This window comes from Micromonospora sp. LZ34 (genome assembly GCF_052981855.1).
In genome coordinates this window covers 1-20,085 of the sequence record NZ_JBRIQN010000020.1, presented here as the reverse complement: position 1 = coordinate 20,085, position 20,085 = coordinate 1, and the positions used below count along the sequence as shown (strand labels likewise).

Here is a 20,085-nt window from a genome sequence, read left to right as displayed (position 1 = left end):
CTCTCCTCAACGGACGTTTGGCTCGACGGCCGCGGCACGCAGGGCGGCCTCGATCCGGCTCTCGCCGACCAGGATCCGGCTCTCCTTGGCTTTGGACGACGGAATGACGGTGGGCTCGCTGGCCACGACGTCGACGGGGCTGCGCAGCTCCCGGAACAGCCGTCGGGAGATCGTCGCGGCCGCCTCGGTGCCCCACGACCAACCGCCGCTACCCTCTTCCACGGTGACCAGCCGGCCGGTGACGCCGACGGAGCGCTCGACCGGTGCCCAGTCCATCGGCGCGAGCTGAGCCGGCACCAGCAGCTCGACGAAGATCTCTTCCTCTACGGCGAGGCGATCGACCACCTTCGCGGCGAGCATGGCCTGGTACCCGTAGGCCAGGACGGTCACCGTGCATTCCTCGCGCGGCACCGCGGAGAGGCACACCGTCGGCAGCATGCCGGGGCTTGCGTCCTGCGTGGCCAGCAGGTCTCCCCATCGCCCGTGCTCGGGTACGGTCAGGTGCTGTGGGTAGAGCAGCTTGTGCTCGACGTAGAGGACCGGGCTGTCCTGGGTGAGGAAGTCGTCGAAGACGGTCCGGGGATCGTGTACCAGCGACGCGGCGACGACCCGCAGATGTGGCACCCCGAGGAAGTGCTTCTCCAGGCTCTGGCTGTGCGTCGGACCGTATCCCCGGTGACCGCCGGAGGGCGCGCGCACGATGACCGGGCAGGTCGCCTGGCCGGCGTACATCGCCTGGTATTTGGCGATGTGGTTCACGACCTGATCGAAGACGAGGGTGAGGAAGTCGCCGAACATGATCTCGGCGATGGGCCGGTAGCCGGCCAGCGCCAGCCCCGCGGAGATCCCGGCGATCGCGCCCTCGCTGATCGGCATGGTACGGACCCGGTCCGGGAAGGCGGTGGAGAGACCTCGGGTCACCTTGAACGCACCGCCGTACGGGTCCGCGATGTCCTCGCCGAGCACGACCACCCGGGGGTCATCGGCGAGGCAGGTGCGCAGCGTCTCGTTCAGCTCCTTGGCGAAGATCACGGCAGGGCCCTCGCCGTCGCCACCACCTGCGTCAGGGCGGTCTCCACTTCGCCGTCGATGGCCTGCCGATCGTCGTCGCTGAGCCGGCTGCCATGGACCAGCAACGGCTCGACAGCCCACCGGGCGGCGATCTCCTCGGCGGGGCGCTCGTCGTCGCTCTTGGAGTGGTGGCATAGCCGGTAGGTGTGGATCAACAGGACCCGGGGACCGGCTCCACCACGTACCGCGTCGACTTCCGCACCTGCGGCCTCGCGCAACTCCAGCACATCGGTGCTGTCCACCTCGCGTACCGGGATGCCGAAGGCTTGGAACCTGCCCGGCATGCTGCCCGCCAGGTTGACCCCGATCGGCGTGCTCTGCGCCCACCGATTGTCCTCGCAGACCACCAGGAGCGGCAGCCGCCAGAGCGCGGCGATGTTCAACGTCTCGTAGAGCAGCCCTTCGCCGAGGGTGCCGTCGCCGATGAACACGACACTCACCCGGGAGACGCCATCCAGCTGGCCGGCAAGGGCGATCCCGGCGGCCGCCGGCACGATACCGCCCTGGACGCCGTTGGACTTGAATCCGGGCGCGCAGATGTGCTGGCTGCCGCCGATGCCCCGACAGACACCGGCTTCCTTGCCCATGATCTCGGTGAGCAGCCCGAGGGCGTCGCCGGTGCGGGCCAGGTAGTGACCGTGGCAGCGGTGGTTGCTGAACACGTGGTCCTCCTCGGCCAGGTGCTCCATCACCGCGACCGCGTCGGCCTCCTGACCGATACACGCGTGGGTCGTGCCGTTCAGCACGCCCTCTTCGAAGAGCGCGAGCAGTGTTTCCTCGAAGCGGCGGATAAACCGCATGCGCCGGTAGAGGCGACACTCGTCGGATTCTCCGGGCAATCCGGTGAGCCGTTCGTCGGTAGGGCCCGGGACGTACGGGGAGGTGGTGCGATCCGCACCAGCCGCCGGCCAGAGTTCGGGTTCGGCCAGGTGCACGCCGCGCGAAGAGGTTGCCGTCGACACTTGTCTGCCTTCCTTTTCCAGCACGCACGCTCCGCGTCATGGTTCGCAATGACCCGGGGCTGCGGCCACGTTACCGGGCTTCGTCCGTCGGGCAGGAGAAACCTTTATCCATCCCGTGTCGACGTGGATCGGGGGGATCCGACTGAATGGACAGCTGCCCGTGGCCGTGCGGCGGCTCCGCCGCGTCGCGGTCGCTGGCACACTAGCCCAGTCAGTGCGGCATGGGGCGTGACGAGAACAGTTCTGCCAAATACCCGTCACAATCCAGCCGTCGAATACCTCCGGTTGCTAGCTTGCCAGCCAAGTTGGGCGGTGCGGACCCGTCTGCGCGGCGATCGCCACCGCCAACGACGGTTTGCCGACCGAGGCTGTGGGCCCTCCGGCCGCCGTTGCTTCCGCTCGGTCGCTGATTGACCCTACTGGCCGCAATCGCGGCAGATGGAGTAGCGCCACATGATTCCACTCGTCGATCTGCGGGCCGCTCACACCGAAGTGGCCGAGGACGTCAGCACCGGCTTCAAGCGTGTCATCGAGAACACTGCGTTCGTGGGTGGCGAGGAGGTCGCGGCGTTCGAGCGGGAGTTCGCCGCGTTCTCGGGCGTCCAGCACTGTGTCGGGGTGGCCAACGGCACGGACGCCGTCGAACTCGCCCTGCGGGCGGCCGGGGTGGGGTCTGGCGACGAGGTGGTGCTCCCGGCCAACACGTTCGTGGCGACCGCCGAGGCCGTGGCCCGGATCGGCGCACGGGTCGTCCTCGTCGACATCGATCCGGCGACCTACCTCATCGATGTCGATGCCGCTCTGGCCGCCGTCGGCCCGGCCACGCGAGCGGTGGTGCCCGTTCATCTCTACGGACAGCTCGCCCCGGTGGAGCGGCTGCGCACCGGACTCGCCGGCCGCGGCGTCGCGATCGTGGAGGACGCCGCGCAGTGCCAGGGTGCCATCCGCAACGGTGCCGGCGCCGGCACCGGCGGCGTCGCCGCCACCAGCTTCTACCCTGGCAAGAACCTGGGAGCGTACGGCGACGCCGGGGCGGTGCTCACCGACGATCCCGGCCTCGCGACGGTGGTACGCACGCTGGGTAGCCATGGTGGACTGGTGAAGTACGTCCACGAAATGATCGGCGTCAACAGCCGGCTCGACGCGCTGCAAGCAGTGGTGCTGCGGGCCAAGCTGACCCGCCTGGCCGCTTGGAACGACGCCCGCCGCGCCGCTGCCGGCCGCTACGACGAACTGCTTCCGCCGCTCGAGGTGACGCGCCCGGTCGTCCTCGCCGGGAACGAGCACGTGTGGCACCTCTACGTGGTGCGCATCCCCGGCGGCGCCGGCCGCCGGGACGAGGTCCTGCGGCGACTGAACGAGGCCGGCGTCGGCGCCGGCATCCACTACCCGTATCCGATCCACCTGACGCCGGCGTTCGCGGAACTCCCGTACCGGCCGGGCAGCTTCCCGCAGGCCGAGCGGGCCGCCACCGAGATCCTGTCTCTGCCACTGTTCCCGCAGATCACGGCCGATCAGCAGGCAACCGTTGTGGATGCGCTCGCGGCCGCCCTGCGGTCCGCGGCGTAGCTAGATGTACGTATCGGTCCGGGACCACCCGGGCGCGGATCCGGCCGTCGGGACCGGTGGCAAACTGCCCCGCGTCGGCGCCACCGTGGTGCTGCTCGGGATCGTCAGTCTGCTCACCGACGTCTCGTCGGAGATGATCGCCGCGGTGCTGCCGCTGTATCTCACCGCCGAGCTGGGGCTCGGCCTGCTGGCGTACGGCGTCGTCGACGGGCTCTACCAGGGCGCCAGCGCGCTGGTCCGGATCTTCGGCGGGTATCTCGGCGACCGCTCCCACCGGCCCAAGTGGGTCGCCACCGCCGGCTACGCCCTCTCGGCGGCGAGCCGACTGGCCATGCTGCCGGCGCACGGGCTCGCCGCGGTCACCGCGGTGGTCACCGCGGACCGGATGGGCAAGGGCCTGCGTACCGCACCGCGCGACGCGCTCATCGCGGAGGCGTCGGATCCGCGCACGCTGGGGCGTTCGTTCGGGGTTCATCGGACGTTGGACACCATCGGCGCCGCGGCCGGCCCGCTGGTGGCGTTCTCGCTGCTGTGGATCGTGCCCGGCGGCTATTCGGCGGTCTTCGTGGCGTCGTTCGCCTTCGCCGTGCTGGGCGTCGCCGTCATGGTCCTGTTCGTGCCGGACCGGCGTAGCAGGCCGACCGGAAGCCTGCCGGTCCGGCGGGTGCTCCGGGAAGTGACCGGTCCGGGGCTCCGACGTCCGCTGATCGCCGCCGGCGTGCTGGGGCTGTGCACCATCGGCGACGGGTTCATCTACCTGTCGTTGCAGGCGCGCGATCAGTTCGCCGCGAGCTACTTCCCGCTGCTGTTCGTCGGCACCAACGTCGCCTATCTCGCCCTTGCGATCCCGTTGGGGCGCCTGGCCGATCGGCTCGGGCGGTCCCGCGTCTTCGTCGGTGGCCACCTGGCGCTGCTCGTCGCCTATCTGGTCGCCGGCGGGCCGCTGGGCGGTCTGGCGGCGACGGTGGCGGCCCTGGTCCTCCTGGGTACGTTCTACGCCGCCACCGACGGCGTGCTCGCCGCACTGGTCAGTCCCATGGTGGCCGGCGACGCGCGGGGGAGTGGTATCGCCGCGGCCCAGACCGTCGTCGTGCTCGCGCGGTTCGGCGGGGCGCTCGCCTTCGGCAGCCTGTGGCAGCTCCTCGGCCGTCAGGAGGCCCTCCATCTGTTGGCCGGCCTGCTGATGGCGGCAGTGGTGGTGGCCGCCTGGCTGCTGTCCGGTCGGGACCGCGCCGGGTCCGCGGCCGGCACTACCGCCAGTGCCGCCGGACCGGCTGGCGCCGCCGAGGTGCCCGGCGTCGGCGTGCCGGTCGGCGAGGCGACGGAACACCAGCGATGAGCGGTCGCGCCCGGGTCTGGACGTTGGCCGCCATCGTCCTGATCACCCTGCTGGGAACGGTGAGCTACATCTACTCAGTGCGTCGGGAGCAGACGCAGGGGACCAGCGCGCCGCCGCCGACCGCCCCGCCTGGGGAGCTCGCCGCGGTAACCGGCGTGCCCCATGTCGTCTTCCGCAGCACCGCGGCCGGCGGCGACTACGGCCGGGTGGCGCTGGTCCCGCTCAGCGAGCCGGCCGGGCCCCGGACGTTCACCCCCGTCTCGTGCGACCGGGTCTACGCCCGGCGCGGCGAAGCGGTCTGCCTGTACGCCAAGCCCGGCCTCGTCACGACGTACCGCGCACAGGTGCTCGGTCCGGATTGGCGGGTCACCCGGGAGCTGCCGCTCGCCGGGGTGCCGAGCCGTACCCGGCTGTCGCGCGACGGGTCGCTCGTGGCGACGACGACCTTCGTGGCGGGTCACAGCTACACGACGCCCGGCCAGTTCTCCACGGAGACCCTTGTGACCAGGACGGTCGACGGGCTTTCCACCAACATCGAGTCGTTCCAGCTGATCGTCGGCGGCAAGCGCGTGACCGCCGGCGACCGGAACATCTGGGGAGTTACGTTCGCCGACGCCGACACCTTCTATGCGACGGCGGCGTCGGGCGGCAGGACCTGGCTCGTGCAGGGCAGCCTTGGCGGACAGCGCGTCGTCGCGCTGCGCGACGACGCGGAGTGTCCCTCCCTCTCGCCGGACGGCACCCGGATCGCGTTCAAGACGCGGGCCGGCCAAGCGCCGGGGCACTGGCGGATCGCGGTGTACGACCTCGCCACCGCCAGGACGACCATCCTGGCCGAGCAGCGCAGCGTCGACGACCAGATCGAGTGGCTCGACGACACCCGGGTGATCTACGGCCTGCCGCGCGACGGGGAAGGACCGTCGACAAGTGACCTCTGGGCCGTGCGCGCGGACGGCGGCGGCGCCGCCGAACTGTTCATCCGCGACGCCTGGTCGCCGGCGGTCGTACGGTAGCCGCCTGGTCCGCCCCGACGGCGGCGGGCACCTGCTCGGTGTCGGGCCGCGGGGGTGAACCTGGGGTCGCCGGGCGGTGGGCGCCCGCTGTCGCCGCGCCACGGCGCGGGGACCAGCCCTTCAGCGCCATCGCCGGCCGTTCCACGACATGCCACGACGGAATTGCCAGCGCGACGGTGGCGATGGTGCAGATCGCGATGTAGGGCACCAGGCCGAACCGCGGCACGCCCACCAGGGCCAGAAGCTGCTGGACTGGGAAGGCGTAGATGTAGAAGCCGTAGGAGTAGTCGTGCCGGCGCCCGACCCGGCGCGTCCAGCGCGGCAGGCGTACCGCCAGCCACAGAACGAGGTAGGCGAAGGCCGGATAGCCCAGCACCGCGAAGGCCCCGAACTGCGTGGTCGCGACCACGACGGCAGCGGCGGCGACGGCGAGCCCGTCGTTGAGGACGATCCTGTCGCGGTAGAGCTGGCACACGGCGCCCAGGAGGAAGACGTAGGTCAGGTAGACGAGGGAGTAGCTGTCCAGCCCGTTGATGCCAAAAACCGGGCCGTGCACGCCCTGCGGCCCCGGGATCTCCGGTGCCCGGAGCAGGTCGTGCACCATGACGCCGGCCCCGGCCAGCGCGAGTATGGTCACCAGCCACCTGGCCCGGCGCAGCACTCCGACGGCCGCCAACCCGGCGACGAGGAGATAGCAGAACACCTCATAGATGAGGCTCCACAGCGAGCCGTTGAAGACCGACGTACCGGTGCGCTGCCCGTACGGCGTGTCCAGCAGCAGGCCCGAGATTCCGTACTGCCAGATCGCGACGAACGAGTTGCGGACGACGTACTGGAACGGCCCGGCGGCGTGGGAGAAGAGACCGTGGAGAGTCCCGCGCTCCCAGAGAGACACGATCGGCGCGAGGACGAAGGCCGTCACCAGGAGGCACACCCACAGGCCCGGCAGGATCCGAAGGCCGCGGTGCCAGAGATAGCGCAGCACCGGAACCCGCGCCCCGCTGCGGGTGATCAGAAAGCCGGAGATGACGAAGAATCCCAGGATTCCGATATCACCCAGCGCGGTCTGGCCGTTCGTGAGGCGGCCCCCCGGGTCGTCCGCGCCGAAGCCGATCGGCAGAGAATGAGACACGAGAACGGCAAAGGCGAACATCAGCCGGAGAAATCCGAAGCTGTTGTCCGCCGAGGAAAAGGCATCAGCGAAATTGTGCCTCGCTCGGATCCCGGCCACCACGGCGAAAGTCAACCACGACACAGGCGGAAGAGAACTGTCTTCCTCCGTCGGGAAGTTGACATCGACGATCCGGAGATCTATCACGGCATATCGCCTTTGCCGTATTCGGACCGCTTTCACTGCCGGTCGGTGCTGATTACGCTGGCCGCCATGTCCGCCCACGGTGAGCCCGCGAGCCTGCCCACGGGACGGCCGAGATGAAGTCGTTCCTCGCCGTCTCGTACGCCCCTCACCGGCTGGCTGTGGCCGGCGCGGCGCCCCGGGCCGAGGTCGCCGCCTGCCTCGGCGACGGCGCGCGAGTGCTGCGCGCCGATGACGGCTGGATCGCCTTCAGCGGCCCGGACCCGGGCGATCGGGTCGACGACGCCGACGCGGCCTTCACGCTGCGGCTGGGCCGGGCGGCTCGTACCCGCAGCGCCGACGTCCCCACCGTGAAGTTGGCCGAGCAGTTGCGCAAGGGCACCAAAGCGGACGGTGCCGCTCTCGCCGAACTGGTGCCGCCGTTCGCCGCGGCGCACCACTCCGGGCCCGGCGAGCCGATTGTCGCGGCCACCGACTGGCTCGGCTTCCGGCAGCTCTTCTGGTGGCAGGGCGACGGCGTCGCTGCAGTCTCGACGAGTGCGCGCGCCCTTGGTGCGCTGGCCGGCGCGGGACTGGACCATGCAGCGCTCGGCCTGCAGAGCCTGGTGGGCTGGCAGGTGGGGCTCGGCACGGTCTTCGCGCAGGTCGAGAAGGTGCCGGCTGGATGCCTGGTGGTGCTGGACGCGGGCCGGGCGGAAACGCACCGCTATGTCGAGCAGTCACTCGCCTTGGACGGCCCGGCACCGTCCCTGCCCGAGGTCGTCGACGAGATGGCCGGGATGCTGCGGACGTTCCTGCGGGCGTACGTCGCCGACCATCCCACGACCGTGCTCCAGTTGACCGGTGGTCAGGACACCCGCGTCCTGCTCGCGGCCCTGTCCCCGGGAACCCGCCGGGGGCTCCGCGCGCTCACCCTCGACGTGCGGGGCGGCTCGGACGCCACGCTTGCCGAGAGGTTGGGCGCGATGTGTGGGCTGGATCTGCAGGTCCACTGGCTGGACGAGCAGCCGCCGGTCACGCCGGCCGCGGCCCACCGCCTGGCGCTGCAGGCGGCGGCGGCGCTGGACTGCATGGCCAGCCCGCTCGCCCTGGCACCGTTGCTCCTCGCCGAGAGCCGGCTCGAGCAGGGGCACCGCCTCTCCGGCCTGGGCGGGGAAGCCTGCCGCGGGTTCTACTACTTCGGCCAGCCCCGCCTTGCGACCACCACGCCCCACCTGATCGGCCAGTTGGCGAACTGGCGCCTCTATGCGAACGAGGCGGTTGACCCCGCCGCACTCGAACCGGACTTCGTGGCCTCCGCCCGCACCGACTCGCTCGACCGGATCAGGGCGTCCTTCGACGGCGCTCCGCAGCAGTGGCTCAGGGCGACCGACTACTTCTATCTCTATCAGCGGATGCAGCGGTGGGCCGGGGCCCACGGGTCGGTCGCGGCCGTCAACCGCTTCTTCATCAACCCCATGTTCGATCGGCGATTCATCCAGCTGGCGCACTCGGTGTCGCCCGACCAGAAGGGCAGCTTGCTACTGACCGGGCAGCTCATCCACGCGCTCGACCCTGAGCTGGCCGCGGTTCCGCTGGATTCAGGGCTTGTTCCCGCGCGGCTGGGGCAGCCCGGCATCCGCAACCGTGCGGCGGCGGCCCGGGTCAACGGGCGCAGGCTCTCCCGCAAGGTGTGGCAACGGCTGCGCCACTCCGGTCGGGCGCAGCTGGGCGCGGCCGAGGTGGCGGCGCTCGTCGTCCAGCAGTGGCGAGCCGAGCCGGACGTCGTTGCGCCGCTGCGCGACAGCGGCATCGTCCGGGAGGCATGGCTGGACGAGCTGATCGCGGGGCGGCGGGCGAGCGACGCTGCCACCGTGGCATTCCTGACCAACCTCCTCGTCGTCACCGCACCGCGGTCCGTCATCTGAGGCCACCTGCCGCGGCGCCGACATCGAGCGCCGCACCCACCATCCGGGACCGCAACTCTCTCCTCCCTGCGGCTTGACCGTTCGTTTTCGCGGGTCACGGCGTTGGGCCAGCTCACGGGTGGGCTCAAGCGTCGGTACCGGTGACTTTCGGGTATTTCAGTCGTTGTGCTGGTGTGCCCCGCACAGGACAGGTCAACCGAGGGCTCGCAGGCCCAGCGACGTTGGCGCGGGCCGTTTACGGCGTGGCGGGTTTCCGCCCGGCTGTCGGCTGATCCGTGTTGGACAGAGATGCCTTCCACGTCCTCGCCACCCAACTTCCTGTCACCGGCGTTCGCCCCGGCCCGGCCCGAGTGACACCAGTGTGGAGAAGGGAACCACATGATCAGGAGATCAAGAGCGGTCATCGTGCTGGCCGTTGCCGGCGCGTTGGCGCTCTCCGGAACGGCGCTGGCGAGTCGCACATTCAGTAACACCAGCGGCGCCCAGCCCCTGGCGACGCCCCCCGGAACGTATTCGCTGTGGAGCAGCTCTGCGGTGCCGGGGACGGTGACCGATCCGGACAGACAGGCCGTGGAGCTGGGGCTGAAATTCACCGCAGTTCAAGACGGCAGCGTCATCGGCGTCCGCTTCTACAAGGCGACGACGAACACCGGCGTGCACACGGGCAGCCTCTGGGCGATCAACGGCACGAGGTTGGCCACCGTACGGTTCACGAACGAGACCCGGTCCGGATGGCAGTACGGGCAGTTCACGGCTCCGGTGGCCGTCAGGGCCAACGCCTTGTACGTGGTGTCCTATCACACCGACGTCGGGCAGTACTCGGCCGACGACCACTACTTCGCCGCCGGTCGCAGCCAGGGCCCACTACGCGCACCGGCCGACGGGTCACACGGGCCCAACGGCGTGTACAAGTACGGCGCCAGTGGATTTCCGCAGCAGGGCTACAAGGCCACCAACTACTGGGTCGACGCAGTTTTCCAGCCGGGCGCTCCCGTTACGTCCAGCCCCATCCCACGGCCCACTACCACGACGGCGTCCGCCCGCCCCACACCGCCCAGCGCCACACCGACCGCGGTGCCGACCCCCAGCGCTTCCACGCCCGGACCGAGTCCGACCCGCACCGGCAATCCCGACAGCACTGGTGGCGGCAGATACCCCGAGCGCTTCTCCGTGGGCGCGCCCGGCGTCGGCAGGTATCGCCAGTCCGATGCCAGGCTTCCGGTGCCGGCCGGCTACCAGGAAGTGTTCCCACACGACAACACAAGCAAAGAGTGGCATCTGTACGAGTGCAACGGCACGGTCAATCTCGACCGCAAGTACTTCCACGCCTTCATCTACATCGGCACGAACTGTCACGGCACCGTCAACATCACGAACTCCATCATTGCGCCGCCACCCGGGTCCACCAACCGCGCCATCCTCGTCAACGCGAATGCCTCGGGCACCCTCCGGCTGAACATAAGCAACACCACCATCCGACCGGAGCCGGTCGGTCTCGGTGGAACGAGCGCGCCGTTGACCGATCACGCGATCAACGACTGCGACACCTGCACGATTCATCTGAGTCTCGTGGACGTGGCGAACACCGGGGGGATGTGCCTCTGCGGGGCGAACACCACCATCGAGTACAGCTGGCTCCACGACAACTACATCACTCACCTGGCTGATCCCTCCCGTGCCCACACCGGCGGTGTCTTCCCTTACGGCGGCTCCGGTCCGCTGGAGATCAGCCACAGCCGGCTCGAGCCGGGGGTCGACGCCTACACCGGCGCGGCGATCCCGAACTACTGGCGGGCCATCACCGCCGTGCTGTTCACCCAGAGCGCGGGAGGCTCCACGCTACGGAACTACCACGTCCATGACAGCTTCATCTCACTCGGGGCGTTCGGGCTGTATGCGCAGGACGGCGAGGGCCTGCGACTGCACAACAACGTGTTCGGGCCGACCCACTGGGGGCACACGAGTGGGTGCGGGTCTGGATGTTCCGTCACCTTTGCCGCGTGGACGAACAACGTCGTGGGCACGATCGACGGCAGCCCCACTCAGCAGTTGGTCCCCAGGCCCGCCTAGGTGAGGGCCTGCCACCGTGGCTTCCTGACCAACCTTCGGGTCGCCACGCCGGGGCACGCGACGCTGACCTCGTGTACCCCGGCCCGCTATCGGCTGGCCAGTGTGGACGAGGTCGGGGCTGGGTCCGCCGCCGCTGGCTGCGTGGCGGCGCGCAGCCGGCGTGCCGGGTTGCCGGCCCAGACCTCGCCGGGCGGTACGTCACGCAGCACCACGGAACCCATCCCGACGAGCGACCACTCACCGACCGTGACACCCTCACGGATCAGGGCGCCCGCGCCGACGTACGCGCCGAGGCGCAGTACTGCGCCCCCGCCGAGGCGAACCCCGGAGGCGATGGTCCCGTAGTCCTCCACCCGGTCGTCGTGGGTCAGGACGGCCTGTGGCATGACCGCGACGTGGGCGCCGACCGTCACGTCCGCGGTGAGCACGACGCCGGCGAGCAGCACCGTGCCCGGACCGAGGAGACTGCTGGCGCCGACGTCGGCGCTCGGATGGACGATCGTGGCGTACCGCTCGTCCGGCAGGGCCAGTCGCCGCACGATCCGTTGCCGCGCCACGTAGTCGCGCGGGTTGCCGACGCAGACCACCGCGTCCGTCTCCGGCATGTCGGTCAGCCGGTCGATCCCGCCGAGGATCGGCAAACCGGCCCGGGTGGTGCCGTGCAGTGCGGGATCGTCGTCGAGGAACCCGCGCAGCCGCCAGGTGGGTCGGGCGTGATTGACCGCGCGTACCGCTGCGGCCGTCTCTCGCGCGAAACCACCCGCGCCGACGATGACCAGGTCGCGCATCAGCTCGCCAGCTTACGCAGTACGGCGACGATGTGGTCCTGATCGTCCTCGGTCAGCGCGTGGTGCAGCGGCAGGATCAGCGAGTCGCGGGTCAGCAGCTCGGTCCCCGGCAGCGGCGCGGGCGTCACGTCGGCGTACGCCGGCTCCAGGTGGGCGGCCATGATGCCACGCCGGGCCGAAACACCCTCGGCGGCCAGCTCGGCGAGTACCTCGTCGCGTCCCACACCGTACTCGCGGTTGATCAGTACCCAGAACGCCTGGAAGTTGGTCTCGCCGTACTCCGGGTCCCGGACCGGCACCAGGCCCTCGATGTCCGCGAGCAGCTCGTGGTAGCGAGCCGCAAGAGCGCGACGGTGAGTCACCAGCTCCGCGAGGCGGCCGAGCTGCACCAGCCCGATCGCCGCCTGGATGTCGGTCATCCGGTAGTTGAAGGCGGTCTCCAGGTAGGCCTCCAGTACCGGCTGGGCGCTGGCGTGGCGGTCGGCCGCGGAGACGTTCATGCCGTGTTCGCGCAACCGGCGCAGTCGGGTGGCCCAGTCCGGATCGTCCACGGTGACCATCCCGCCCTCGCCGGTCGTCAGTAACTTTCGCGGATGGAACGACCAGGCCGAGATCGTGGCGCCGGAGCCGACCGGCTGCCCGTATGCCGTCGACCCGGCGGCGCAGGCGGCGTCCTCGATCAGTGGCACCCCCCAGCGGTCGGCGGCGCCCCGCAGTGCGGCGACGTCGAAGGGTACGCCGCCCTGGTGCACCGCGATCACGGCCCGGGTCCGCGGGGTGCGCACGGCGTCGATCGTCGCCACCGTCAGATTGCCGGTGCTGACCTCGACGTCGGCGAAGACCGGGGTGGCTCCGACGTAACGCACCGCGTTGGCGGTGGCGATGAACGAGAACGAGGGTACGATCACCTCGTCGCCCGGGCCGATCTCAAGGACGACCAACGCCAGATGGAGCGCGGCGGTGCAGGAGCTGACCGCCACGCCGTGGCCGGCACCCACCAGGGCGGCGAACTCCTGCTCGAACCGGGCCACCCGCGGCCCCTGGGCCACCCAGCCCGACCGGACCGCGTCGGCGGCGGCCTGCGCCTCGTCCTCGCCGAGTCGGGGGATCATGACCGGGATCCGGGAGGCTCTCATTTCTCGGCCCGCCACCAGTCGACCAGCCCCTGGAGCCCCTCGTGCAGGCCGATCTCGGCGCGGAAGCCGAGTTTCTGCGCGGCGGCCGTGGTGTCTGCCAGCCGACGAGTGACCCCGTTGAACGCCCGTGGCGGCCCGAAGTTGGGGGCGAGGTCGGACTTCATCACGTCGCTTAGCGCCTGGGCCAGATCCCGAAGACTGGTCTCGTTGCCGCTGGCGATGTTGAACACCTCGTCGGTGACGTCCGCCTGCGCCGCCAGGATGTTGGCCCGGGCGATGTCGGCGACGTGCACGAAGTCCATCGTCTGCAGGCCGTCGCCCAGGATGAGCGGGGGGACCCCCGATTCGATCCGCTCCATCCAGCGGATGAGGACCTCCGTGTAGAGGCCGTGGATGTCCATCCGGGGCCCGTACACGTTGAAGTAGCGCAGGGCGACGTAGTCAAGGCCGTACATGCTGTGGAAGCTGCGCAGCATGCCCTCGTTGAACGCCTTCGCGGCACCGTAGAAGGTGTCGTTGTGGTAGGGATGGTGTCGCTCATTGGTCGGGAACTCGTCGGCGAGCCCGTAGACGGAGGCCGATGAGGACAGGATCACCTTGCGGACCTGGGCGGCGGCCGCCGCCTCCAGTACGTTGAAGGTGCCGTCGACCAGCACCTCGTTGGCCAGCCGCGGCTCCTCGGTGCATTGAGTGATGCGGATGGCGGCGAGGTGAAAGACCAGGTCCATGCCCCGGGTCAGCTCGTGGACCAGCGCGACGTCGCGGATGTCGCCCTCGACGGGTCGGACACTGCCGTGCGGCAAGGCTCGGGCGAGGTTCTCCCGCCGGCCACGGACGAAGTTGTCCAGGACGACGACCTCGGCCGCCCCTCCGGCGACCAGTTGGTCGACGACGTGCGAACCGATGGTGCCCGCTCCACCGGTGACCAGGGCGCGTGCCCCGGCGATAGCAACCGCACTCATGCCTCAATCCATTCGTTGATCTTGACCACTTTTCCGCCGTCGGCGAGGCTGCGAGAGGCAGCCTCCAGGACCGCCATCACCCGCAGGCCGGCCCGACCGTCGGTCAGGGCGGGCCGGCCGCTGCGGATCGAGCGGGCGTACTCATCGACCATGGTGCGCAGCGCCTCTCGCTCGGTCAGCGCCGGGGCAACCATGTCGCCGGAGCGGTACGACACCAACATGTCCCGGCGCTGCTCGTCGCCGAGTTCCTCGGCCGAGGCCACGTCGACGCCGCGGTCGAAAATCGAGAGTCGCTGGCTGGGGTTGAGGTCGTCCCAGACGAGCGTTCGCTTCGACCCGCCGATGATGGCGGTTCGGATCTTGACGGGGGAGAGCCAGTTGACGTGGATGTGGGCGATCGCGCCGGTGTTGAGGTGCAGCGTCAAGTAGGCGACGCAGGCCCGGCCCGCCCCGATCCGGTCCGCTCCGTGGGCCGCCACGGAGACCGGCGCCACTTCCTTCGGCAGGATGAAGTCGAGAATCGACAGGTCGTGCGGTGCCAGGTCCCACATCACGTCGATGTCGCGCTGGACCAGGCCCAGATTGATCCGTACGGAGTCGAGGTACTGCAACTCGCCCAGTTCCCCGCCGTGCAGCAGTTCGCGGATGTGCAGCACCGCGGGCGTGTAGCAGTAGGTGTGGTCGCACATCAGCGACAGTCCCCTGCGTTCCGCCTCCGCCACCAGCGCCCGCCCCTGCTCGACGCTGGCCGCCAGTGGCTTCTCCACGAGCACGTGTTTGCCGGCCCGCAGCGCCGCCATCGCCACCTCTAGGTGGGTGCCGGCGGGAGTGGCGACGGCCACCGCGTGCACCGTGTCGTCGGCCAGCACGGCGGCGAGGTTGTCGGTGGCCTGGACGGTCGAGTACTCGCCGAGCACCCGTTGGGCACGCCGGACCTCGAGGTCGCAGAGCCAGCGCAGCCGGAACTCGGGGGAGGATTGGAAGTTGCGGACGAGATTCGGCCCCCAGTAACCGGCGCCGATCACGGCCACGCCGATCGGTTCCTCGGCGGCATCGGGCGATGAGTTCACGGATTTCCGTTTCGCTAGTCAGAAGCGGACGCATTCGGTTGAGCGGGGAGTTAGTGGGGACGTCCATTCGGCAAGCTACCGAGGTCGTCGTCCGGTGCGCCAGCACCGATCCGGAATTCCGGCGGTGCCGCCGGGGTCGACCGGTCCGTTTGGTTTGTCGGCCCTCCTCGAATGGGCCCTTCTGCGGCACTGGGTCGGCTTTCTGACATTGGCCTTGCTGTCGGCCGTCTACGGTTTCCAATTCACAAAAAAGATCACGCACTGGGGAGGGAACGAGAGACGGCCGGCTGCGTTGCGCCGGTCTCGATCGGCCGGCAACCTGTCGTCGAGCAGCAGCCGCCGCCTCGGCCGCGGCGTCCCGGCCACCGGCTGGAACAGCCGGGGAACTACCCTCGCCTGCGTGAACTGGCTGGAACTCGTCGGCTGGGCCGGCTCCGCGCTGCTGGTCTGGTCGCTGCTGCAGACGCGCATCCTGCGGCTGCGCGCTCTCAACCTGCTCGGCTGCTTCATCCTGATCGGCTACAACGCCACCGTGCGGGTGTGGCCCATGGTCGGGCTGAACGTGGTGCTGGCTGTGATCAACATCTGGTACCTGCGGAAGATGCTGGCCACCCGGCACGACGAGGAGACCTACCAGGTCGTCGAGGTCGGCGTCGACGACCAGTTCCTCGCCCACACGCTGCGGGTGCACGGCGCCGACATCGCCCGGTTCAACCCCGGCTTCCACTGGCCGCTCGGCACCGCGGCCGAGCGTTCGGCGTTCCTGGTGGTCCGCGCGGACGAGGTGGTCGGGGTGGTGCTCTCCCACGCCGAGCCCGGCGGCGTGGCCCAGATCGACCTCGACTACGTCACCCAGCGGTTCCGTGACTTCACCCCGGGGGAGTTCGTCTACCGGCGCAGCCGCCTCTTCACCGACCGGGGCTTCCGCCGGGTGGTCAGCCCGCCCGGCATGGTCGCCCCCTACTACCACCGGCTCGGCTTCCGCCCGGAGGGCGACGCGTACGTGCTGGACCTGCCGGTCGGCGAGCGGGCGTAGCCCCGGTCACCCGGACGGCGGAGGCAGGATTCACCACCCGGTCCGCGGGGCACTGATGCGCGTACGCCGGCGGGGCCTCCGCCCGGCGGCGCCGGTCGGCGTGGTCCGTGCGAGGGAGAACCGGGCGTGCAGAGCTACTGGAGCCAGCTGGCCTTGGTCGGAGTCCTGGTCGTCCTGAACGCCCTCTTCGCCGGCAGCGAGATGGCCCTGGTCTCGCTGCGGGACAGCCAGATCCAGCGGCTGGAGCGCACCAGTCGGGCCGGCCGGGTGCTGGCCCGCCTCGCCACCGACCCGAACCGCTTCCTGGCCACCATCCAGATCGGCATCACGCTGGCCGGCTTCCTGGCCTCGGCCGCCGCCGCGGTCTCGCTGGCCCGGCCGCTGGTGCCGCTGCTGGGCGCGCTCGGCGGCGCCGCCGAACCGGTCGCCATCGTGGTGGTCACCCTGGCGCTGACCTTCGTCACCCTGGTCTTCGGCGAGCTGGCCCCGAAGCGGATCGCCATGCAGGTGCCCGAGCGGTGGTCGCTGCTCGTCGCCCGCCCGCTGGACCTGCTCGCCTCCCTCACCCGGCCGGCCGTCTGGGCCCTCGGCGCCACCAGCGACCTGGTCGTCCGGCTGGTCGGGCTGAACCCGCAACCGCAGCGCGACGAGATCAGCCCGGACGAGCTGCGCGACATCGTGGCCGGCAACCACGGCTTCACCAAGGAGCAGCAGACCATCATCGCCGGCGCGGTGGAGATCGCCGACCGGCAGCTGCGGGCCGTGCTGGTGCCCCGGTTGCAGGTCTTCACGCTGGACAGCGGGACGACCGCGGAGGCCGCCCGGCTGGTGCTCGCCGCGTCCGGGCACTCCCGGGCACCGGTGGTGCGCCACGGCGGCCTCGACGACGCGGTCGGGGTGATCCACCTGCGGGACCTGGTCGGCGTACCGGACGACCGGCCGATCGACGAGCGCGTCCGCCCGCCGATGCTGCTGCCGGACTCGCTGCCGGTGGTCGACGCGCTGCGCCAGTTCAAGGCGGAACGCCAGCACATCGCCCTGGTGGTGGACGAGCGCGGCGCGGTCGACGGGATCGTCACCCTGGAGGACATCCTCGAGGAGATCGTCGGCGAGATCTACGACGAGACCGACCGGGACGTGCGCTCGGTGCGCACCGAGCCGGACGGCGCGCTGCTGCTGCCCGGCACCTTCCCGGTGCACGACCTGCCGGACGTCGGTGTCGAACTGCCCGGCCGCCCCGACGGCGACTACACCACCGTCGCCGGGCTGGTGCTCGCCTGCCTCGGGCACATTCCCACGGTGGCGGGGGAGAGCGTCACCGTCGACGGCTGGGACCTCGTGGTCACCCGGATCGCGCATCGCGCCATCACCGAGGTGCGGGCGCGCCGCCAGGCCGAGCCCGGCGGTGACGACCCGGATCCGGACGCCGAGCCGGTGCTGGACCGGGCGGGTGGCTGACCGGTCCACGCGCCGGCGGGCGGCCGCTCCCGGCAGCCCGGCCGGTCGCCGTCGCGACCGTCAGGCGGGGTAGAGGTTCTGCAGCCGGACCTGGCCGCGGGCCACCAGCCGGGCGTCGGCGTCGGTGATCTCCACCTGCCACAGCTGCTGGCTGCGGCCCCGGTGCACCGGGGTGCCCACCGCGGTCAGCTCGCCGCTGCGCACCGCGCGCAGGAAGTCGGTCTGGTTCGACACGCCGACCACCTGGCCGCGGTCCGCCAGCCAGAGGGCGGCGCCCACGCTGGCCGCGGTCTCCACCACCGAGCAGTACACCCCGCCGTGCTGGATGCCGTACGGCTGGTGCAGCTCGGGGCGGACCTGCCAGCGGATGACCACCCGGTCGCCGGTCACCTCGTCGAACCTCAGGCCGAGCAGGGCGACGAAGCCGCCCGCCACCTCCGTCGTCTCCACGCAGCCCTCCTCGATCATGAAAGCGCCAGCGTATCCGGCGCCGAGTCGCAAACCCGGTACGGGTCGACGCCCGGGATGGGGGAGAATCGGTGACCGTGACCGACACCAGCCTCCCGCCACCCGGGCGGGACTCCCTGACCGAAGACCTGCGGTGGCGTGGCCTGATCCACGACTCCACCGGCCTCGACGAGCTGCGCCCGCTGCTCGACGGCCCCGGAGCCGCCTTCTATGTGGGCTTCGACCCCACCGCGCCCAGCCTGCACGTCGGCCACCTCATGCAGGTCACCACGGCACGCCGGCTCCAGCTCGCCGGGCACCGCCCGCTGCTGCTGGTGGGCGGGGCGACCGGCCAGATCGGTGATCCGAAGGAGAGCGCGGAGCGCACGCTCAACCCGCCGGAGGTGGTCGCCGGCTGGGTGGCTCGGATCCGCGACCAGCTCGCCCCGTTCGTCTCGTACACCGGAGAGAACGCTGCGCAACTGGTCAACAACCTGGACTGGACCGGCGAGATGTCGGTGGTCGAGTTCCTCCGTGATGTCGGCAAGCACTTCCCGGTGAACAAGATGCTCGCCCGGGAGGTGGTCAAGGCGCGGCTGGACAGCGGCATCAGCTTCACCGAGTTCAGCTACCAGCTGCTGCAGGCGAACGACTTCTTCGAGCTGCACCGTCGACACGGCTGCCAGCTCCAGTTCGGCGGCTCCGACCAGTGGGGCAACATCACCGCCGGGGTCGACTACGTGCGCCGCCGGGGCGCCGGCCCGGTGCAGGCGTTCACCACCCCGCTGGTCACCAAGTCGGACGGCACGAAGTTCGGCAAGACCGAGGGCGGCGCGATCTGGCTCGACCCGGAGATGACCAGCCCGTACGCCTTCTACCAGTTCTGGGTGAACGTCGACGACCGGGACGTGAACCGGTACCTGCGGTTCTTCAGCTTCCGCTCCCGCGAGGAGCTGGAGGCGCTGGAAAAGGAGACCGCGGAGCGGCCGGCGGCGCGGCTGGCCCAGCGGGCGCTCGCCGAGGAGCTGACCTCACTGGTGCACGGCGAGCGGGAGATGGCCCAGGCGGTCGCCGCGAGCCAGGCGCTCTTCGGCCGAGGCTCGCTGGCGGAGCTCACCCCGGCCACGCTGCGTGCCGCGCTGACCGAGGCGGGCCTGGTCCACGTCGGCGGCGAGCTGCCCGATGTGGCGGCGCTGCTGCGTGAGTCCGGGCTGGTGCCGAGCCACAAGGAGGCGCGGCGGGTGATCGCCGAGGGCGGCGCCTACGTGAACAACAACCGGGTGACCGACGTCGACGCGGTGGTATCGCCGGAGGACCTGCTGCACGGCCGGTACCTCGTGCTGCGCCGCGGCAAGCGGTCCTTCGCCGGGGTCGAGGTGGAGAGATAGCCGTACGTCGACGGTGTGACGGGGGACGCGCCCGGCGGATTTGACGATCAATCCGCCGGGCGCGTAACTTTCTCTCTGTCAGCGCGGAACGGACGAAACGGGCGAAAGTCCAAAGGCCGGAGCGCGGGAACAACCTCAGGGTCCGATGGGTTGAACTCATCGTGAGCCTGGACCGGGCGGTGCCCCGGATTCGCCGCGAGGCGGATTTGGTGAGGCGGAACCGACCGGGTATGGTTGACGACCGGCAGGGCACCGGGCGAGCTAGCGGGAAACCGCGGCGGCCGGCCTGCCGAAATCCACGATCGGAACGGCGTGAGCCGGGCTGTTTGTGGTGCCCGGAGAATGGGTGGAAAGCATGGCAAACCGCGAAACACCGGTTTGACACGGCGGAAACCACCGGGTAACGTAGTAAAAGTGCCCGGCGCGGGAGCGGCGGGTGGGACAGCCCCGGATGGGGGCCTCACGGTGTGGGGTTTCCGGATGGTGTGTGGTTGTTCTTTGAGAACTCAACAGGGTGCTTGATAAGCCAGTGCCAATTTGATTTATACCCCGGA

General features: G+C 70.4%; 16 protein-coding genes. 8 read left to right on the top strand and 8 right to left on the bottom strand.

From position 1 onward, the window contains the following. Nucleotides 1–6 precede the first annotated feature (6 nt). Together ACVCAH_RS21105 and ACVCAH_RS21100 are read right to left on the bottom strand one after the other, a co-directional pair. The gene (locus ACVCAH_RS21105; RefSeq protein WP_447137897.1) at nucleotides 7–1,032 is read right to left on the bottom strand and encodes an alpha-ketoacid dehydrogenase subunit beta; all 1,026 of its coding nucleotides are present in this window, start codon (nucleotides 1,030–1,032) and stop codon (nucleotides 7–9) included. Then, entirely contained in the window at nucleotides 1,029–1,871 is an 843-nt protein-coding gene (locus tag ACVCAH_RS21100; protein WP_447137896.1) for a thiamine pyrophosphate-dependent dehydrogenase E1 component subunit alpha, read from the bottom strand. The genes ACVCAH_RS21105 and ACVCAH_RS21100 overlap by 4 nt, the downstream gene beginning before the upstream one ends. A 615-nt stretch (nucleotides 1,872–2,486) precedes the next feature. On the opposite strand from ACVCAH_RS21100, the gene ACVCAH_RS21095 reads away from it, so the two are divergent. From ACVCAH_RS21095 to ACVCAH_RS21085, 3 genes are read left to right on the top strand one after another with little or no spacing between them, the layout of a single operon-like run. Then, nucleotides 2,487–3,602 (top strand): DegT/DnrJ/EryC1/StrS family aminotransferase, encoded by a 1,116-nt coding sequence (locus tag ACVCAH_RS21095; RefSeq protein ID WP_447137895.1) that lies wholly within the window; start codon nucleotides 2,487–2,489, stop codon nucleotides 3,600–3,602. Nucleotides 3,603–3,606: 4 nt separating this feature from the next. Then, on the top strand, nucleotides 3,607–4,941 hold the full coding sequence (locus ACVCAH_RS21090; protein WP_447137894.1) for an MFS transporter: 1,335 nt from the start codon (nucleotides 3,607–3,609) through the stop codon (nucleotides 4,939–4,941). After that, on the top strand, nucleotides 4,938–5,954 hold the full coding sequence (locus ACVCAH_RS21085) for a hypothetical protein (RefSeq protein WP_447137893.1): 1,017 nt from the start codon (nucleotides 4,938–4,940) through the stop codon (nucleotides 5,952–5,954). Before ACVCAH_RS21090 ends, ACVCAH_RS21085 begins: the two co-directional genes overlap by 4 nt. Here ACVCAH_RS21085 and ACVCAH_RS21080 read toward each other — a convergent pair. Beyond that, on the bottom strand, nucleotides 5,917–7,272 hold the full coding sequence (locus tag ACVCAH_RS21080; RefSeq protein WP_447137892.1) for an acyltransferase family protein: 1,356 nt from the start codon (nucleotides 7,270–7,272) through the stop codon (nucleotides 5,917–5,919). The genes ACVCAH_RS21085 and ACVCAH_RS21080 overlap by 38 nt on opposite strands. 113 nt (nucleotides 7,273–7,385) lie before the next feature. Between ACVCAH_RS21080 and ACVCAH_RS21075 the strand changes: the two genes are divergently transcribed. Then, on the top strand, nucleotides 7,386–9,176 hold the full coding sequence (locus ACVCAH_RS21075) for a hypothetical protein (RefSeq protein ID WP_447137891.1): 1,791 nt from the start codon (nucleotides 7,386–7,388) through the stop codon (nucleotides 9,174–9,176). Nucleotides 9,177–9,554: 378 nt separating this feature from the next. Further along, nucleotides 9,555–11,246, top strand: a complete 1,692-nt coding sequence (locus tag ACVCAH_RS21070; protein WP_447137890.1) for a DUF4082 domain-containing protein — start codon at nucleotides 9,555–9,557, stop codon at nucleotides 11,244–11,246. Nucleotides 11,247–11,332: 86 nt separating this feature from the next. Here the strand turns inward: ACVCAH_RS21070 and ACVCAH_RS21065 are convergent, their stop codons facing one another. Genes ACVCAH_RS21065 through ACVCAH_RS21050 form a run of 4 tightly spaced genes read right to left on the bottom strand, consistent with a single transcriptional unit; the run spans nucleotide 11,333 to nucleotide 15,202 of the window. Then, nucleotides 11,333–12,034, bottom strand: coding sequence for an acetyltransferase (locus ACVCAH_RS21065; protein ID WP_447137889.1), 702 nt, complete (start codon nucleotides 12,032–12,034; stop codon nucleotides 11,333–11,335). Continuing rightward, nucleotides 12,034–13,146: a DegT/DnrJ/EryC1/StrS family aminotransferase gene (locus tag ACVCAH_RS21060; RefSeq protein ID WP_447137888.1), complete on the bottom strand. Its 1,113-nt coding sequence runs from the start codon at nucleotides 13,144–13,146 to the stop codon at nucleotides 12,034–12,036. Before ACVCAH_RS21060 ends, ACVCAH_RS21065 begins: the two co-directional genes overlap by 1 nt. A gap of 20 nt (nucleotides 13,147–13,166) precedes the next feature. Beyond that, the gene (locus ACVCAH_RS21055; protein WP_447137887.1) at nucleotides 13,167–14,132 is read right to left on the bottom strand and encodes an NAD-dependent epimerase/dehydratase family protein; all 966 of its coding nucleotides are present in this window, start codon (nucleotides 14,130–14,132) and stop codon (nucleotides 13,167–13,169) included. After that, on the bottom strand, nucleotides 14,129–15,202 hold the full coding sequence (locus ACVCAH_RS21050; protein ID WP_447137886.1) for a Gfo/Idh/MocA family protein: 1,074 nt from the start codon (nucleotides 15,200–15,202) through the stop codon (nucleotides 14,129–14,131). The genes ACVCAH_RS21055 and ACVCAH_RS21050 overlap by 4 nt, the downstream gene beginning before the upstream one ends. A 400-nt stretch (nucleotides 15,203–15,602) precedes the next feature. Here ACVCAH_RS21050 and ACVCAH_RS21045 point away from each other — a divergent pair, with 400 nt between their 5' ends. After that, nucleotides 15,603–16,238: a hypothetical protein gene (locus ACVCAH_RS21045; RefSeq protein WP_447137885.1), complete on the top strand. Its 636-nt coding sequence runs from the start codon at nucleotides 15,603–15,605 to the stop codon at nucleotides 16,236–16,238. A gap of 126 nt (nucleotides 16,239–16,364) precedes the next feature. After that, nucleotides 16,365–17,696 (top strand): hemolysin family protein, encoded by a 1,332-nt coding sequence (locus ACVCAH_RS21040; protein WP_447137884.1) that lies wholly within the window; start codon nucleotides 16,365–16,367, stop codon nucleotides 17,694–17,696. 60 nt (nucleotides 17,697–17,756) lie between these two features. On the opposite strand, the gene ACVCAH_RS21035 is transcribed toward ACVCAH_RS21040, so the two are convergent. Continuing rightward, entirely contained in the window at nucleotides 17,757–18,146 is a 390-nt protein-coding gene (locus ACVCAH_RS21035; RefSeq protein WP_447137883.1) for a PaaI family thioesterase, read from the bottom strand. Between the two features lie 95 nt (nucleotides 18,147–18,241). Between ACVCAH_RS21035 and tyrS the strand changes: the two genes are divergently transcribed. After that, on the top strand, nucleotides 18,242–19,531 hold the full coding sequence (gene tyrS / locus ACVCAH_RS21030; protein WP_447137988.1) for a tyrosine--tRNA ligase: 1,290 nt from the start codon (nucleotides 18,242–18,244) through the stop codon (nucleotides 19,529–19,531). Nucleotides 19,532–20,085: the final 554 nt, after the last annotated feature.

Excerpts from the sequence above, each read along its gene's own strand:
- ACVCAH_RS21100 (WP_447137896.1), bottom strand. The coding sequence starts at position 1,871 with ATGCGGTTTATCCGCCGCTTCGAGGAAACACTGCTCGCGCTCTTCGAA.
- ACVCAH_RS21095 (WP_447137895.1), top strand. The coding sequence starts at position 2,487 with ATGATTCCACTCGTCGATCTGCGGGCCGCTCACACCGAAGTGGCCGAG.
- ACVCAH_RS21090 (WP_447137894.1), top strand. The coding sequence starts at position 3,607 with ATGTACGTATCGGTCCGGGACCACCCGGGCGCGGATCCGGCCGTCGGG.
- ACVCAH_RS21085 (WP_447137893.1), top strand. The coding sequence starts at position 4,938 with ATGAGCGGTCGCGCCCGGGTCTGGACGTTGGCCGCCATCGTCCTGATC.
- ACVCAH_RS21075 (WP_447137891.1), top strand. The coding sequence starts at position 7,386 with ATGAAGTCGTTCCTCGCCGTCTCGTACGCCCCTCACCGGCTGGCTGTG.
- ACVCAH_RS21070 (WP_447137890.1), top strand. The coding sequence starts at position 9,555 with ATGATCAGGAGATCAAGAGCGGTCATCGTGCTGGCCGTTGCCGGCGCG.
- ACVCAH_RS21065 (WP_447137889.1), bottom strand. The coding sequence starts at position 12,034 with ATGCGCGACCTGGTCATCGTCGGCGCGGGTGGTTTCGCGCGAGAGACG.
- ACVCAH_RS21060 (WP_447137888.1), bottom strand. The coding sequence starts at position 13,146 with ATGATCCCCCGACTCGGCGAGGACGAGGCGCAGGCCGCCGCCGACGCG.
- ACVCAH_RS21055 (WP_447137887.1), bottom strand. The coding sequence starts at position 14,132 with ATGAGTGCGGTTGCTATCGCCGGGGCACGCGCCCTGGTCACCGGTGGA.